The sequence below is a fragment of the Bradyrhizobium manausense genome (assembly GCF_018131105.1).
GTDB lineage: Bacteria > Pseudomonadota > Alphaproteobacteria > Rhizobiales > Xanthobacteraceae > Bradyrhizobium > Bradyrhizobium manausense_B.
The window spans coordinates 90471-105322 of sequence record NZ_JAFCJI010000001.1 but is presented as its reverse complement, the minus strand read 5'-3'; the positions used below and the strand labels follow the sequence as shown (position 1 = coordinate 105322).

14 protein-coding genes are annotated in these 14852 nt (G+C 64.8%); 4 read left to right on the top strand and 10 right to left on the bottom strand.

Annotated elements, in window-relative coordinates:
• Positions 1 to 199: 199 nt before the first annotated feature.
• From JQ631_RS00510 to JQ631_RS00500, 3 genes are all read right to left on the bottom strand, one after another.
• Entirely contained in the window at positions 200 to 505 is a 306-nt protein-coding gene (locus tag JQ631_RS00510; RefSeq protein ID WP_212322733.1) for a hypothetical protein, read from the bottom strand.
• Positions 506 to 685: 180 nt separating this feature from the next.
• Entirely contained in the window at positions 686 to 1756 is a 1071-nt protein-coding gene (locus tag JQ631_RS00505) for a TauD/TfdA family dioxygenase (RefSeq protein ID WP_212328436.1), read from the bottom strand.
• Positions 1757 to 1872: 116 nt separating this feature from the next.
• Positions 1873 to 2679 (bottom strand): arylamine N-acetyltransferase family protein, encoded by an 807-nt coding sequence (locus JQ631_RS00500; RefSeq protein WP_212322731.1) that lies wholly within the window; start codon positions 2677 to 2679, stop codon positions 1873 to 1875.
• Between the two features lie 343 nt (positions 2680 to 3022).
• Between JQ631_RS00500 and JQ631_RS00495 the strand changes: the two genes are divergently transcribed.
• The gene (locus JQ631_RS00495) at positions 3023 to 3577 is read left to right on the top strand and encodes a hypothetical protein (RefSeq protein WP_212322729.1); all 555 of its coding nucleotides are present in this window, start codon (positions 3023 to 3025) and stop codon (positions 3575 to 3577) included.
• Between the two features lie 124 nt (positions 3578 to 3701).
• On the opposite strand, the gene JQ631_RS00490 is transcribed toward JQ631_RS00495, so the two are convergent.
• The 7 genes from JQ631_RS00490 to JQ631_RS00460 all read right to left on the bottom strand — a co-directional run bounded on the left by JQ631_RS00490 (position 3702) and on the right by JQ631_RS00460 (position 9751).
• The gene (locus tag JQ631_RS00490) at positions 3702 to 4553 is read right to left on the bottom strand and encodes a tetratricopeptide repeat protein (RefSeq protein WP_212322726.1); all 852 of its coding nucleotides are present in this window, start codon (positions 4551 to 4553) and stop codon (positions 3702 to 3704) included.
• A 151-nt stretch (positions 4554 to 4704) separates the two neighbouring features.
• Complete coding sequence (locus JQ631_RS00485) at positions 4705 to 5973, bottom strand: chloride channel protein (protein WP_433995489.1); 1269 nt, start codon at positions 5971 to 5973, stop codon at positions 4705 to 4707.
• A 195-nt stretch (positions 5974 to 6168) separates the two neighbouring features.
• Positions 6169 to 6939 carry a TSUP family transporter gene (locus JQ631_RS00480; protein ID WP_212322721.1) on the bottom strand — a complete coding sequence of 257 codons (771 nt, stop codon included), beginning with the start codon at positions 6937 to 6939 and terminating at the stop codon, positions 6169 to 6171.
• Positions 6936 to 8192: a CCA tRNA nucleotidyltransferase gene (locus tag JQ631_RS00475; RefSeq protein ID WP_212322718.1), complete on the bottom strand. Its 1257-nt coding sequence runs from the start codon at positions 8190 to 8192 to the stop codon at positions 6936 to 6938. Before JQ631_RS00475 ends, JQ631_RS00480 begins: the two co-directional genes overlap by 4 nt.
• A 10-nt stretch (positions 8193 to 8202) precedes the next feature.
• On the bottom strand, positions 8203 to 8466 hold the full coding sequence (locus JQ631_RS00470) for a DUF6111 family protein (protein WP_212322716.1): 264 nt from the start codon (positions 8464 to 8466) through the stop codon (positions 8203 to 8205).
• Positions 8463 to 9146, bottom strand: coding sequence for a CoA pyrophosphatase (locus JQ631_RS00465; protein ID WP_212322714.1), 684 nt, complete (start codon positions 9144 to 9146; stop codon positions 8463 to 8465). Before JQ631_RS00465 ends, JQ631_RS00470 begins: the two co-directional genes overlap by 4 nt.
• Positions 9143 to 9751: a DUF1285 domain-containing protein gene (locus JQ631_RS00460; protein WP_212322712.1), complete on the bottom strand. Its 609-nt coding sequence runs from the start codon at positions 9749 to 9751 to the stop codon at positions 9143 to 9145. The genes JQ631_RS00465 and JQ631_RS00460 overlap by 4 nt, the downstream gene beginning before the upstream one ends.
• Before the next feature lie 260 nt (positions 9752 to 10011).
• Here JQ631_RS00460 and JQ631_RS00455 point away from each other — a divergent pair, with 260 nt between their 5' ends.
• Genes JQ631_RS00455 through JQ631_RS00445 form a run of 3 tightly spaced genes read left to right on the top strand, consistent with a single transcriptional unit; the run spans position 10012 to position 14764 of the window.
• A complete protein-coding gene (locus JQ631_RS00455) occupies positions 10012 to 11010 on the top strand; it encodes an AAA family ATPase (RefSeq protein WP_212322710.1) in 999 nt (332 codons plus the stop codon).
• Positions 11010 to 11954, top strand: a complete 945-nt coding sequence (locus JQ631_RS00450) for a DUF58 domain-containing protein (RefSeq protein WP_212322709.1) — start codon at positions 11010 to 11012, stop codon at positions 11952 to 11954. The genes JQ631_RS00455 and JQ631_RS00450 overlap by 1 nt, the downstream gene beginning before the upstream one ends.
• A complete protein-coding gene (locus JQ631_RS00445) occupies positions 11951 to 14764 on the top strand; it encodes a DUF4159 domain-containing protein (protein ID WP_212322706.1) in 2814 nt (937 codons plus the stop codon). The genes JQ631_RS00450 and JQ631_RS00445 overlap by 4 nt, the downstream gene beginning before the upstream one ends.
• Positions 14765 to 14852: the final 88 nt, after the last annotated feature.

The following is a 14852-nucleotide window of genomic DNA, read 5'->3' as shown; positions in this document are numbered from 1 at the left end:
TGCACCCGGCGAGAAGGAGCGATTTCTCAACAGTCTGCACGGCCCATAAAGGCTTCCGTTACGACGACAGTGCGGGAAGGACGCCACTCGCGTCCGCGCGAACGGCGCAAGCGAATGTGAAGTTCGGGGCTGCCGAACGTCCCCTCAAAAGACAAGGACCGCCAGCCGGCGGTCCTTGATCGTTACACGCGTTGTTTCGCTACCAGTTGTCCGCATCAACGTCGACGCTGACGCGGGGTTGCTCATACCCATAGCCGTAACCGCGGTCGTAATAGCCGTACGAGCTGTCGACCGGCCCACGATAGTAGCCGTAGCTGTTCCCCCACCTGCCGTAACTGCAGTTACCGACGCCTGCCATGCGCTGGCCGCCGCTCATGGCCGGGCCTGCCGCACCAACCGCCATGCCACCGGGCGTGCAGGGTCCGGGCCCCGCGAAACTCGCACTGGATGTTCCGACTGCCGCAATCACAATCGCGACGAATCCCAGAGTCTTTGCAATCGTCATAGGCTTCTCCTGTCGTTGGATCGAAACCAATGAATCGCTGCCGATCCCGTTCCAACCGTTTCAGTAGTGCAGCCTTGAACAATTTGGTCAGCGAGTTTCCGAAGGGAACATTGGTTCGACGATCACGGGATTTTTCCTCGCATCAGCCGATCGATGCACTGGCAAGCAACACGACGACAGTCAATCCAGCGGAACGTTCAGGCTGGTCCCTTTGACAATGATGCCGCCCCGGTTGCCGATCTCGATCGAGCCATAGCGCTGCCTGAAGCAATCGGGCAGCGGCCGGTCACCTTCCATGCTGAGCCAAAGCCGCAGCAAATGACGCTTCTGGTTTGCATTCGGCCAATCGCGGAATCCGGTCCGGTCGTGCAACAGAGCATGATTGTAGACGAACTGCATGTCCCCCGGCTGCAGCCGCATGCCGAAATGCAGCGCGGGATCGTTTGCTAGCGTATCGAACAGATCGAGCGCCTCGACGTGGGCCGGTGTCAGTCTGAGCGCGTCGGGAAAGCGCTGCGCGCTATCGATATACTGACGCTGATAGAACCCGGTCAGGAATCCCGCGTGCCAGTTCAGCACCGGGATTTCGAGATATGGCTTTTCGTTCTCCGGCACTTCGCCGCGGCGGTCGGTCGCGATGGAGTCGAACAACAGGGCGGCAAGGTCGGGACGCCTGTCGAACATCTCGTTGTAGATGGTCGACGTGCTGACGAGAAGGGAATCCCCTCCCTCCATCGCCTCGCGAATGCATAGCAATCCAACCACGTCCGACGAATCCGTGTGGAATGTCTGTCGTTCCGAGGTCTGATAAATCCTGACGTTCGGATCCTTCGCATCGGCGCCGACGTCGCGGACGTGACCGAGAATGTGACCCGCTGCATTCTGCGACCGCGCCGATCCGAGATGCGCGCCCACGCCGCAAAATATCGTGGCGGCAAACTCCTGGCTGTAGTTCGCCACCGGAAGGCCGCGGATCACTTCGAAGCCCAGGCCGGCCAGCAGCGTCGTCCTGAGTTCTGCCAGGTGAGCGCCGAAATGCGGCAGCGGAAAGCTCTCCTTCGTGATCTCGGCGATCTTCTTGCTCCGACCAAGATAGGCTTCAGCCGCATTCTCGAGTTCCGCGATCTCGCCGGCAGAAAGCGATGTCAACCACCGGTCAGGATTGGCCTTCATCTCGGCGCCTCGCCAGGCCGATGGGATGTCGACCTTGCCGGGAGGGCGATTGATCCCGGGCGCCGAGACGGCATTCATCATGATGGCTCCTGAAGAGATTCGTGTTGGACGATCGACGATATTGTGCCCACCGCCTTCTAGCAACCAAGGCAAATGCATGGGCGACGCGTCTACGGCGCGCGCGGTGCAAGCGGCTATTGCCAGCCTGGCACGCCATCGACTTTCATCGTTTCGAGTTCCGGGAGGTCGAACCCGAAATGCTGTGCGACCAGCCGGCGCAACGCTTTCCGGTCGGGTAGTTGAACAGGTTGAGCGGCACCATCACGAATGAAGTTGACGTCCTGGTTCGTGATGTTGATGCGGCCTTCCTTCGTGATGGCGCTGGCAACGAGGTTGTGGGTGTAGAAGGAATTCGGGTGACTGACGAGATAGTAGTGCATCATCTCGAAATCGACCGGATACTCCTCTTCCATCTTGGATATCCATCCTCGCGTCTCTCCGCCGTTACGCATCAGGCAGAGAATCCAATCGGTACCTTCGTGGGCAAGCCTGTGGGTCGGGGCGCCGGCCGGCACGGGAGTGCCGTCGAGGGGTATCGGGTGAGGACAGGCAAAGGGACCGAAGCCGGGATCGACGACGTAGGCGGCGCCATCAACCGTGACCGAGAGAAACATGTGCTCCCGCACGCTCTCATGACGCGGCTTGAAGAAGACGACGCGGGATGAGTGCCTGACGGGGCTGAAGCCGATCGCGTGCAGGGCGTTGTACATGAGCGTTGCATGTTCGACGCAATGTCCGCCGCGCCGGGCATTGATGAGCTTGGCGTGAAGTCCTTCGGGATCCAGCCTGATGGGACGGCCGAGCAGGACGTCGAAGATTTCAAAGGGGATGGTCGCGACGTGGCCGGCGACGATGCCCGCCAGGGTTTCGTAGGTCGGCGTGCGCGGGCCAGCATAGCCGATACGGCCGAGATACGCGTCGAGGTCGAATGTATTCGCCATCCTGCTGAACATCCCTGATTCAAAAAGACTGCTGAAAGGAATTTCCGCGTTCCCCTTTCGATACGGATCGACCTATTCAAGCATGGCATAGGCCTGCCGCAAAGATGGTTCGGATGACCGTGTTGCAGGTCACACAGGTCGGGCTGCGCATGCGCTTCGACGTCGGACGACGCCTCGCCCGGACCTGTCATCCGTGACGGCGGCAATCGAGCGCTCCCGTCCCGGCGATGATGACAACGAATCGTCGGACAGTCCTGCGCCATCCAAATTGCCGGCATCGGAGCCTTATGATACAACCCTTGGCTGTTGGGATAATATTTCCGTCCATTTTGGGAGGCACCTCATGAGAATGTCGTCAGACTTCGCCGTGCCGTCACTCATCGTTACCTTGTCAGCTGTTTTGCTGTGCAGCACGTCAGGCACGGCACTGTCGCAACCCACACCAAGCTCCTCGCTGCCCGCCGTCTCGGTCGAGGCGCCGAAGGCAAGACCGGCGGTCGTGCCGCGGCAGGGGCCAACGATCGCAACATCCCACCACCGGACATCAGGCTCGCCGACCGCTCAAAATCCGGTATTCGGGCCGAACACAGTCCTGGGGAAAATTGCCAGGCTGGAGAAATCTGCCAGCAGTTGCAACGGGGGCTGCGAAACGAGTTACAGGGTCGGCAACGCCCCCTGGGTCGGATGCAGTCATAGTACGGAAATCTATATCGGAAACTTCTCGTCAACCTGCCGGGACACGCTCAGCTACAACACCTACGCGCAGTGCATCGAAACCAAGACCTTGCTCGGTGCGACGCCCAAGGAGTCCAGGTGGATCTGCAGCAGCCTGCAGGCCGGAGGCAACTTGCCCGGCGAAAGGCGAGTCGCCGAAATCAAGCAATCGGCCCGCCACTAGTCCACGCCGCCCGCCGGCTGAATCAGAGACAAGGGATCGCATGGCTTGAAGGTTTCGAGCCGTGCGGTCCGGCTCAACGCTCGATTGCCATCCAGCGATCGAGGCGCAGCTTGCTGTCAAGCGCTCAGCGCCGCCCCGTCATCGCACTCATTTCCGCCTTGACGCGCGCGACGGATTTCGGGCCGTCGGGATCAGACGGAACGAGTTGCCCATACGCTTCGAAGTCGGGCAACGCGTCTTGCAGACTGCCCTTCTTCTCCCGCGCCACGCCGCGGTTGTAATAGGATTTGGCAAATTTCGGATTGAGCCGGATCGCTTCATTGTAGTCCGCGATGGCGCTGTCGAGGTCGCCCTTGGCAAGGAAGGCGTCGCCGCGATTGTCGTAGGCCTCGACATATTTCGGATCGAGGCGGAGCGCGGCATCGTAATCGCCGATGGCGCGATCGCGGTCGCCCTTGGTGATCCAGGCATTGCCGCGGTTGCTGTAGGCCATGACGTAGTTCGGATCGAGCCTGATGGCCTCATTGTAGTCGGCGATGGCGCGGTCGGGCGCTCCCTTCACCGACCAGATCACGCCGCGATTGCTGTAGGCCTTGGCGTAGCCAGGGTCGAGCCTGATAGCCTCGCTGTAGTCGGCGGCGGCGCGATCGAGATCACCCTTGGCCTGCCAGGCGTTGCCGCGGTTGAAGTAGGCCGCGACGCGCCTGGGGTCGAGCTTGATCGCCTCGCTGTCGTCAGCGATGGCGCGATCGAAATCGCCCTTGTGTTTGTATTCAACGCCGCGGTTCAGGTAGATCTGCGCAAGCACCTCGCCCCTGAACTCGCCCGACGCAAGGGCGCGCGAACACGCCACGATGGCGGAGTCGCCTGATTGCCTTGCGCAGGCCTCCAGATCGTCGGCGACAGCGATCGTAGGCGCCCCTGCGAGAGCCGCCACGGTCAGCCATGGAAACAGCCGGTATGCGGACGAACGCATTCGCATCCTGTGTGGTCTCCGCAATGCGCGGGAGGAGACAGCCGATGCGCTATCCCCGTGGGCGCCGATCCCGTCCTCTTGGTCGGGGCAGCAAGGCCATTGGTTCATCGGCGCGGCGGGTTGGGGTCAATGTCGGCGTCGCTGCCGCAAGTCATCGCGCGGCTGCGCCGTCAGGCGCTCGCGGCCCAGACGCTTCTGCCGTGCTTGCACGCAGGAAGCCCTTGGCCAGCGCGTGGTAGATTCCTTCGGGACACAGGAGGCGCGATGTTGCCTGGGCGATCAGCGCGGAGGCCATCAAGGGCACAACCATGGCGTGGTTGTTGGTCATCTCGGTCACGATGACGAAGGCCGTGATGGGAGCCTGCACGACGCCGGCGAAATAGGAAACCATCCCAAGAAGCATGAACGCGCCGAGCGGAGCGCCCGAAAACAGATGCGCAATGTTGGCACCGATGCCGGCGCCAACGGCGAGCGATGGCGAGAAAATCCCGCCTGGAATGCCGCTGATCGCGGAGAGCGCGGTCGCGGCGAGCTTCAGCAGGCCAAAATCCCAGTGAAGTGGAATGTCGGTCTCCAGCGCCGACTTCACTTGCGCATATCCGGTGCCGTAGATCATATCGCCGGATGCGAGGCCGCAAAGCGCAACACCAAGGCCGCATATCGCGGCAAATGCCAGAGGAAATTGCTTGGTCAATGGTCCCAGCCGACCGGGCAGCCCGCGCGCGACCTCGATGAGAAGCCTGCTGAACGCGCCACCGGCCAATCCGCCGGCGATGCCGCACAACGGAATCGCAAGCCAGTCAGTGCCGTTCCGCAGCATCGTCGAACTGCTGCCGAAATAGTCGTAGTTTCCGACCAGAGCCAGGGATGTCAGGCCTGCCGCTATCACGGCGCCGATGACCAGGCTGCTTGTCCTGGTCTCATAGGCTCTGCTCATCTCCTCGATACCGAACACGATGCCTGCCAGTGGCGTGTTGAACGCGGCGGCGACGCCCGCGGCAGCTCCAGCCAGGATCAGGCCGGGCTGATGGCGTGGCGACATTCGCCCGAGCGCGAACATGACTGAAGCTCCGACCTGCACGGTCGGCCCCTCCCGACCTGCCGAAGCACCGCAAAGCAGCCCGAGCAGCGTGAGCAACACCTTTCCGACGGCGATGCGGATCGAGACAAGCCTCTGACGGGCCGCGTGGCCGGTGAGCTGACGTGCGGCGATCGCTTGCGGGATGCCGCTTCCTTGCGAATTCGGAAAGAAGCGGCTGGTCAGATAGACCGACAAGGTAAACCCGAGGGGCGTCACCAAAAGTGCAGCATATCGCGATTCCGAAAGCAGGAATGCGAACGCCAGTTGCGCCCAATCCGCGAGCTTGGCCAGCGCCACGGCCGAGGCGCCCACCGCGATGCCGCCGAGCAGAAAGGTCATACGTCTCCGCCACCGGACCGAAACGACCCGAATGAAGCGAAGGCGGCGATTGTCGAGGATCTTAGACATGGATCGGCCAGTAGCGAACGAGAGAACGAGAGAAGAGGGATTTCCTATAAGCTCCTCGCAGGGATGGCGCTACGAGAACTCAAGGTGCTCTGGACTCAGGCGCCCATGCCATTGGTTCGGCATCATCTAGGCAACAAGCTGCCTCGCCGCCGCCGAGATCATCACCAGCCCGCCGGTGATCACGGCAACATCGAGGATGGCGGTGTGGATGTGCACCGGCATCCGCTCGACGAAGGCTTTTGCCAGGAACGCGCCGGGGATGGCGATGCCGCCGATCAGGAGCGCCAGGGCGAGGACCTGTGCGGTGACGGCGCCGGCGAGACCGAACACCGAGATCTTGATGAGGCCGGTGCCGAGCGAGATCATCGCATCGGTCGCGATCACGGCGGCGCCTTCGAGGCCCGCGGCCATCAGCAGCGAAAGCAGGATCACGCCCGAGCCCGACGTGCCGCCGACGAGAACGCCGTAGCCGACAGAGCCCGCCGCGAGGCCGGTGTCGCCGATCCTGACCTGGCGGCGCCGAAGCACGCGCCGCAGCGGCACGCTCAGGATCAGCATGGTGCCGATCACGAGTGCCGCGCCGGCATTGGTGAGACGCGTGTAACCGTAGGCGCCGAGCGCGGTGGTCACCGCCGCGCAGGCGAGCACGATCAGCGCACGACGGCGATCAGCATAGCGGAGATAGGCAATGGCGCGGCTGGAATTGGTGAAGAGCGCGGAGATCGCGATGATCGGCACCACCGGCTCGGCGCCGACCAGGGGCACCAGCACCAGCGGCATCAAGGCGCCGGTGCCGTAGCCGGCGAGACCACCGATGATCGAAGCAAACAACGCCATCATTGCGACCAGCAGCAGCTGGAAAATCGAGATGTCGGCGAAGCCTGAGACGATCGTCACGTTCTCTCATCGCGGCTGATGCGTGCCGCAGCTTGATCGGCGATGGCAGCGAGCGCGGCCTCGTCTAGGGGAAAATCCGCCGCAAGCCAAGCGTCCTCGGCGAGTGTCAACACATGTCCGAGCGCAGGCCCTTCCGCCAGGCCGCGCGCGATGAAGTCGGCGGCCTTCAGCGGAAATTTCGGCGCGGTCCAGCGCTGCGGCAGCTCGGCGAGCGCGCGCCAGCGCGACGAGGCAGCGTCGGCGCCGCTGCGCGCCCAGGCCAGCAACACGCGATCGTGAAAGCGCTCGGCCCCCAGCCGATACACCAGCCGCCGCGCACTGGCCTCGTCCCTGGCGGGCTGGCGCCACCAGCGATGGCCCATCGAATCCAGCGCCTTGGCTTCCGCGTTGGACAGCCTCAAACGCGTCGCGACACGTTTGGCGTCTTCGGTGACGGCGACCGTCAGCGCCGCGAGACGGCGCGTGCTGCTTGCGGGCAGGCCGAGCGTGCGCTCGACCGCGATCATCGCCGAGAGCGGCCCGGTATAGGCGACGCCGCCGATCAGCGCTTGCAGCAAACCGGCATCGGCCATGGCAAGCGCGGCTGCGGATGCGCCTGATGCCACCAGCAATTTCAACATCTCCATGCGCACCCGCTCGGCCGAGAGGGTGGCAAGGCCGGCACGTCCGCGGATGCAGGCAAGAGTGCCATCGGAATCGGGCTCGCCGACGCCGAAGGCGGCATGGATGCGAAAGAAGCGCAGGATGCGCAGGTAATCCTCGGCGATACGCTGGTCGGGCGCGCCGATGAAGCGCACGCGCCTCGCCCGCGCATCCGCAATCCCGCCGACATAATCGTAGACGACGCCGTTCGCGTCGACCGACAGCCCGTTCATGGTGAAGTCGCGCCGCTCGGCGTCCTTCACCCAATCACGGCCGAAGGCGACCTTGGCCTTGCGGCCGAAAGTCTCGGTGTCCTCGCGCAGGGTCGTGACTTCGTATGGTGTGCCGTCGATGACCAGCGTGATGGTGCCGTGCTCGATGCCGGTCGGCACGCTCTTGATGCCGGCGCTTTTCGCACGCCGCACCACGTCTTCCGGCAACGCCGTGGTCGCGATGTCGGTGTCGCCAGGCGGCAGGCCGAGCAGCGCGTTGCGGACGGTGCCGCCGACCACGCGCGCCTCCTCGCCGTCGGCGTTGAGCAATTGCAGGACGCGCGCCGTCCCGCCTGCGGTCAGCCAGGGCGCACCGGCGAGAATTGGCTCCGCGCTCATCGTCCGGCCCCTATTTTTCCGAGCCCGGCACAAGCTTGCCGTTCACGACATGGGCGGGAATGTAGGTCGAGTTCGGCGCGGCGCCGGAGAAATGCGCGAACCCGATCAATCCCGCGATCACCAGCACCAGCGCCGCCAGGGCCAGCCGCGCGACGACGGTGATCCGCCATGACGATTGCACGAACAGGCCGGACCGCGTGGCGGCCAGGAACAGCGCATAGACGGCAAAGGGTATGAGGAAGATTCCGATCTCGGTCAGAATCGGCCGGATCATGACGAATAGATCCGCTCATACAGCACTCGCAGCATTCCGGCCGTCGCGCCCCAGATGTAGCGCTCCGCAAACGGCATCGCGTAATAGAACCGCTCCATGCCGCGGAATTCCTTGCTATGCACCTGGTGGTTGGCCGGATCCATCAGGAAGGATAGCGGCACTTCGAACGCGTCATCAACCTCGGAATGGTTGATGGTGAGCTGAAAGCCCGGGCGGACCCTCGCTACGGTCGGCAGGATGCGGAAGCCGAACGCGGTGCCATAGAGATCGAGATAGCCGATCGGCTCGACGAAATCCCTGGATAGCCCGACCTCCTCCTCGGCCTCGCGCAACGCGGCGGCGAGCGGCGAGGAATCGGTCGCGTCGATCTTGCCGCCGGGAAATGCGATCTGGCCGGCATGATCGTTGAGATTGGCCGAGCGCTGCGTCAGCAGGATCGTCGGCTCGGGATGGTCGACCACCGCGATCAGGACCGCTGCGGGACGCACCGGCTGCTCGCGCGCGACGATCTCGAGCATCTTGTCGGTGCCGGGATCGCCGGAGGCCGGGATGATGTTGGGATCGAACAGCCCGGGCGGAACGTCGAAGCCGAGCCTGGCCTTTGAGCGGGCGAAGAAATCCGCCGCGCGGAACGCGACGGGCTCACTCTTCGACTCGCTCCTCGGGATAGGCTTGTTCAAAGCGCGGCCCTCACCTGCTCCGCGTCGGCCATGGCGAAGAACTCGCCGGCCGACTCGACGCCAAACATCGGCTGGCCATCGACCATCCGCTCCTCACCCATGTCAACCAGATCGTAATAGAGCGCGCGGGTGACCTTGGCCCAGAGGTCGGCGCGGACATGCAGGTACGGCGTCAGCCCGCCGTCCCTGGCCTGCTCGAAACGCAGCCGGTGCGCGGCGTCGCAGGTGACCCAATCGTCGACGTTGGTGCGGAAGCTCAACACGCGCTGGTTGCCCTCGCCGTGCTTCAGCATCTCGACCGCCATGAACGGCGCATCATCGACGCGGATACCGACCTTCTCCACGGGCGTGACGAGGAAATGCTTGTCGCCCTCGCGCTTGAGAATGGTCGAGAACAGGCGGACCAGCGCGTGACGGCCGATTGGTGTGCCCATGTAGAACCAAGTACCATCAGAGGCGATTCGGATGTCGAGATCGCCGCAGAACGGCGGATTCCACAGATGCACCGGAGGCAGGCCCTTTTTGGCGCCTTCGGCCCTGGCAGCGTTGTTGGCGGCGGCAGTCAGTCCCTCGAGACCGTGTGTGCTCTGCCCTTGGTTCGCCATGGTTTGCCCTGACTCTGTCTTTGGCACGATTGGTGCAGGTCTACGTTGTACGTAACTGTACGGTTCCACCCCGGATAAGTCCGGTGTGGAGGTCTCCACTTCGTGATGCCGTACATAACCCGAAGCCGATAAGGTGGGGATAGGTTAATTCAACGAATACATGGCGTTCCTGCAAGTCTAGCATAGGGCCCATGACGCAATTTGATGCGATAAATTCACCGACGCAAGAAGGCCGCGTGGCAGGCTTAAGGAGCTAACGGATGGCGGAAAGTGTCGAGAAACTCGAAGACGGCATCGTCCGTTCGGCCGAGCAGGTGTCCGAGCAGATTCGCGCGGCGAAGGATGCGATCGGCTCCGTGATCTTCGGCCAGGATCGTGTGGTCGAGAATTCGCTGGTCACCATCCTCTCCGGCGGCCATGCGCTGCTGATCGGCGTGCCCGGCCTTGCCAAGACCAAGCTGGTCGAGACGCTCGGTGTCACGCTCGGTCTCGATGCCAAGCGCATCCAGTTCACACCCGATTTGATGCCGTCAGATATTCTCGGCGCCGAAGTGCTGGATGAGAGCACCGCGGGAAAGCGCTCCTTCCGTTTCATCTCGGGTCCGGTGTTCGCACAGCTGTTGATGGCCGACGAGATCAACCGCGCCAGCCCGCGCACGCAATCGGCATTGTTGCAGGCGATGCAGGAGCAGCACATCACCGTCGCCGGCGCGCGCCACGATCTGCCGAAACCATTCCACGTGCTCGCGACGCAAAACCCGCTGGAGCAGGAAGGCACCTATCCGCTGCCCGAAGCCCAGCTCGACCGCTTCCTGATGGAGATCGACGTCGACTATCCCGATCGCGACGCCGAGCGCCGCATCCTGTTCGAGACCACCGGCGCCGAAGAGACGCTGGCGAAGGGCTCGATGAGCGCGGATGCGCTGATCAGCGCACAACGGCTGGTCCGCCGACTGCCGGTCGGCGATTCCGTGGTTGAAGCCATTTTGTCGCTGGTGCGCTCGGCCCGTCCGGGCGCCGACAGCGGCGAGGCCGGCAAGTTCATCGCCTGGGGCCCCGGCCCGCGCGCCAGCCAATCCCTGATGCTGGCAGTGCGCGCGCGCGCGCTGATCGACGGACGCCTCGCGCCCTCGATCGACGACGTGCTCGACCTCGCCGAGCCCGTGCTGAAGCACCGCATGGCATTGACGTTCCAGGCACGTGCCGAAGGCCGCACGATTTCGGACGTGATCAAGCAATTGAAGACGCGGATCGGTTGATGGCGGCAGACAACGGGCACACAGCGAAGGAGATCATCGCGATCCGACGTGCCGATGGCGAAAGCCGTACGCTCGCCGCTTCGCTACCGCGCCTGGTGCTCGAAGCCCGCCGCATCGCCGCCAACGTCATCCACGGCCTGCACGGCCGGCGCCGTGCCGGCTCCGGCGAAAATTTCTGGCAATACCGTCGCTTCGTGTCGGGCGAGCCCTCGCAGAATGTCGACTGGCGCCGCTCGGCGCGCGACGACCATCTCTATGTCCGCGAGCTCGAGTGGGAAGCTTCGCATACGGTCTGGATCTGGCCCGATCGTTCGCCGTCGATGGCGTTCGCCTCGAAGACCGCGCGCGAGTCCAAGCTGGAGCGTACGCTGATCGTCGCTTTTGCGCTGGCCGAACTGCTGGTCGCGGGCGGCGAGCGCGTCGGCATTCCCGGATTGATGGCACCGACCGCGAGCCGCAGCGTCATCGACAAGATGGCGCAGGCGATGCTGCATGACGATGCCATCAGGCTGAGCCTGCCGCCGTCCTTCGTTCCTGCGGCGCTGGCCGAAACCATCGTGCTGTCGGATTTCTGGTCCCCGATCGCGGAAATCAGGAGCACGCTCGCGGGGCTCTCCGGCTCCGGCGCGCATGGCACGCTGGTGCAGGTCGTCGATCCCGCCGAAGAGAGCTTCCCCTATTCGGGCCGCGTCGAGTTCGTCGAGCCCGAGGGCTTTGGCGTAATCACCGCCGGCCGCGCCGAGAGCTGGGCACAGGATTACACCGCGCGTCTTGCACTGCACCGCGACCAGATCCGCGCCGAAACCAACAAGCTCGACTGGCTGTTCACGACGCATGCGACCGACCGCTCGGCGGCTGAACTGCTGCTGTTCCTCCATGCCGGCATGCAGGTGAGCAAGTCGGGCGCCCGGACCTCCTCGATCAAGGCGGGGCCGGCCGCATGATGGGATTGCCGCTCGCATTCACCGAACCGCTGCTCCTGATCGGCCTCATCAGCCTGCCGGCGCTGTGGTGGCTTTTGCGGGTCATGCCGCCGCGGCCGCGCCGCATCGAGTTTCCGCCGACCCGCCTGCTGTTCGACATCGCGCCCCGCGAAGAGACGCCTGCGCGGACGCCGTGGTGGCTGACGGCACTGCGGCTGCTCGCCGCAGCGCTGGTGATCTTCGCCGCCGCCGGCCCGATCTGGAATCCGCAAACCGGGCTTGCCGGCAGCAAGGCGCCGCTGATGATCATGTTCGACGACGGCTGGAGCGCCGCGTCGAACTGGGACACCAGGATCAGGGCCGCCGACGAGCTGATTGCCAACGCCGACAACGACCGCCGCGCGATCGCGCTGGTGCCGCTGTCCGAGCCGAACCGCGACATCACGCTGATGCCGGCGGGCGCCGCGCGGGTTGCGCTGCGGCAGATCGTGCCAAAGCCCTATTCGATCGAACGCGTTGAAACCCTCACCGCGATCAATCGTTTCCTGAAGGCGACCGGCGACTGCGAGATCGCCTGGCTGTCCGACGGTGTCGACACCGGCCGCGGCGAAGAGTTCGTGGCTGGGCTCGGCAAGACCTTAGGGGATCGCAGCTTGACCGTGTTCGAAGGCGGCACCTCCTCCCCGCTGGCGCTGGTCGCGGCCGAAAACGCGGCTGCGAAGATGACGGTGAAGGTGCTGCGCACCGACGGCGGCCTTCTCGCCGGCACCGTGCGGGCGCTGGACCAGAAGGCCTCGCCGATCGGCGAGGCGCGCTTCACATTTGGACCGCAGGACAAGGAAGTCGAAGCGGCGTTCGACCTGCCGGTCGAACTGCGCAACGACATCTCGCGGCTCGAGATATCAGGCGAGCGTTCGGCCGGCGCGGTGCAGTTGCTCGACAAGCGCTGGCGGCGACGCGCCATCGGCATCGTCTCAGGCGCAAGCAGCGAGACCGCGCAGCCGCTGCTGGCACCGACCTTCTACCTGACGCGGGCGCTGGCGCCATTCGCCGACGTGCGGCTCGCCGACAAGGGCTCGCCACAGCAGGGCATCACACAATTCCTGGACCAGAAGCTGCCGATGATCATCCTGGCCGATGTCGGCACCGTCGCGCCCGAATTGCGCGAGCGGCTCAACGCCTGGATCGACCAGGGCGGCGTGCTGGTGCGTTTCGCAGGCCCCCGGCTCGCGCAAGCTGAAGACGATCTCGTTCCGGTGAAGCTGCGCAAGGGCGGCCGCACGCTCGGCGGCAGCCTGACCTGGGAGAAGCCGCAGCATCTCGCATCTTTCGCCGCCGACGGTCCGTTTGCCGGCGTCGCCGTTCCCAAGGACGTCACCGTGAACCGGCAGGTGCTGGCCGAGCCCGATGCGGTGCTCGCCACCAAGAGCTGGGCCTCGCTCGAAGACGGCACGCCGCTCGTGACCGGCGAGCATCGCGGCAAGGGCATCGTCAGTCTTTTCCATGTCAGCGCCGACATGCGCTGGTCGGATCTGCCGATGTCCGGCACCTTCGTCGAGATGCTGAGGCGCGTCGTCGACATGTCCGGCTACACGGCCAAGCCCGGCGCCGGCGTTGCCGGCGAAGCCAGCACCGAGACGCTCGCGCCGCTGCACATGCTCGACGGCTTCGGTGCCTTTGGCCCGCCGCCGGCCACCGCCAAGCCGCTGACGGCTGATTATCGTGACCGCGCCACGCCGGACCATCCGCCCGGCTTCTACGGTCCGGCAGAAGGACCGCTCGCCGTGAACACGCTCGCCAGCGCCGACCGCATCGCAGCTCTCAACACCGCGCCCCTGCACGCCCGGCGCGCCACCTACACCAATGCCGAGCCGCGGGACCTGCGCGGCTGGCTGCTGTCGACCGCGCTCGCGCTGTTCCTCGTCGATGCCATCATCGTCGCGTTGCTCGGCGGCGGTCTCGCCGCGCTGCTGCGTCGCCGCGCTGCGCCCGCCATGATCCTGCTTGGGCTCTTCCTTGCAGGCGTCGCGGTTCTCTCGCCGACGCCGTCGCGCGCCGACAGCGCATCGGACGAATTCGCGATGAAGTCGACGTCGCAGACCCGCCTCGCCTATGTCGTCACCGGCAATGCCGACGTCGATTCCATCGTCAAGGCCGGCCTGACCGGTCTGACCCTGTTCCTGGCGCAGCGGACCGCGCTCGAGGCCGGCGATCCTGTCGGCGTCGATCCCGCGCATGACGAGCTCGCCTTCTTCCCGCTGATCTACTGGCCGATCGTGCCGGGCACGCCGAAGCCGCCGCAGGACGCCATCAACAAGATCGACGCCTATATGAAGCAGGGCGGCACCGTGATCTTCGACACCCGCGACGCCGTCGAAGCGCCGCCCGGCGAGAACGGCGCATCGCAGACGCCGGGCATGCAGACCCTGCGCGAGATCCTGTCCTCGCTCGACGTGCCCGAGCTCGAGCCGGTGCCGCGCGAGCACGTGCTGACCAAGACCTTCTACCTGCTGCGCGACTTCCCCGGCCGCTTCAACACCGGCCAGACCTGGGTCGAGGCGCTGCCGCGCGAAGACGACGACGAGAGCGCGCAGCGGCCCGCGCGCGGCGGCGACGGCGTCTCGCCGATCATCATCACCTCCAACGACCTCGCGGGCGCCTGGGCGCTCCGCCCCGACGGCCAGCCGATGCTGCCGCTGACTCCGGGCGAGCCGCGCCAGCGTGAATTCGCCTACCGCGCCGGCGTCAACATCGTGATGTACACGCTGACCGGCAACTACAAGGCCGACCAGGTGCACGCACCGGCTTTGATCGAACGGCTGGGGCAATAATGCGGGTCTTGAAGCTGGATGCCCGCGCGAATGAAGCCGTCATGGCCGGGCTTGTCCCGGCCATCCACGCCTTGCCACAAGGCACGGA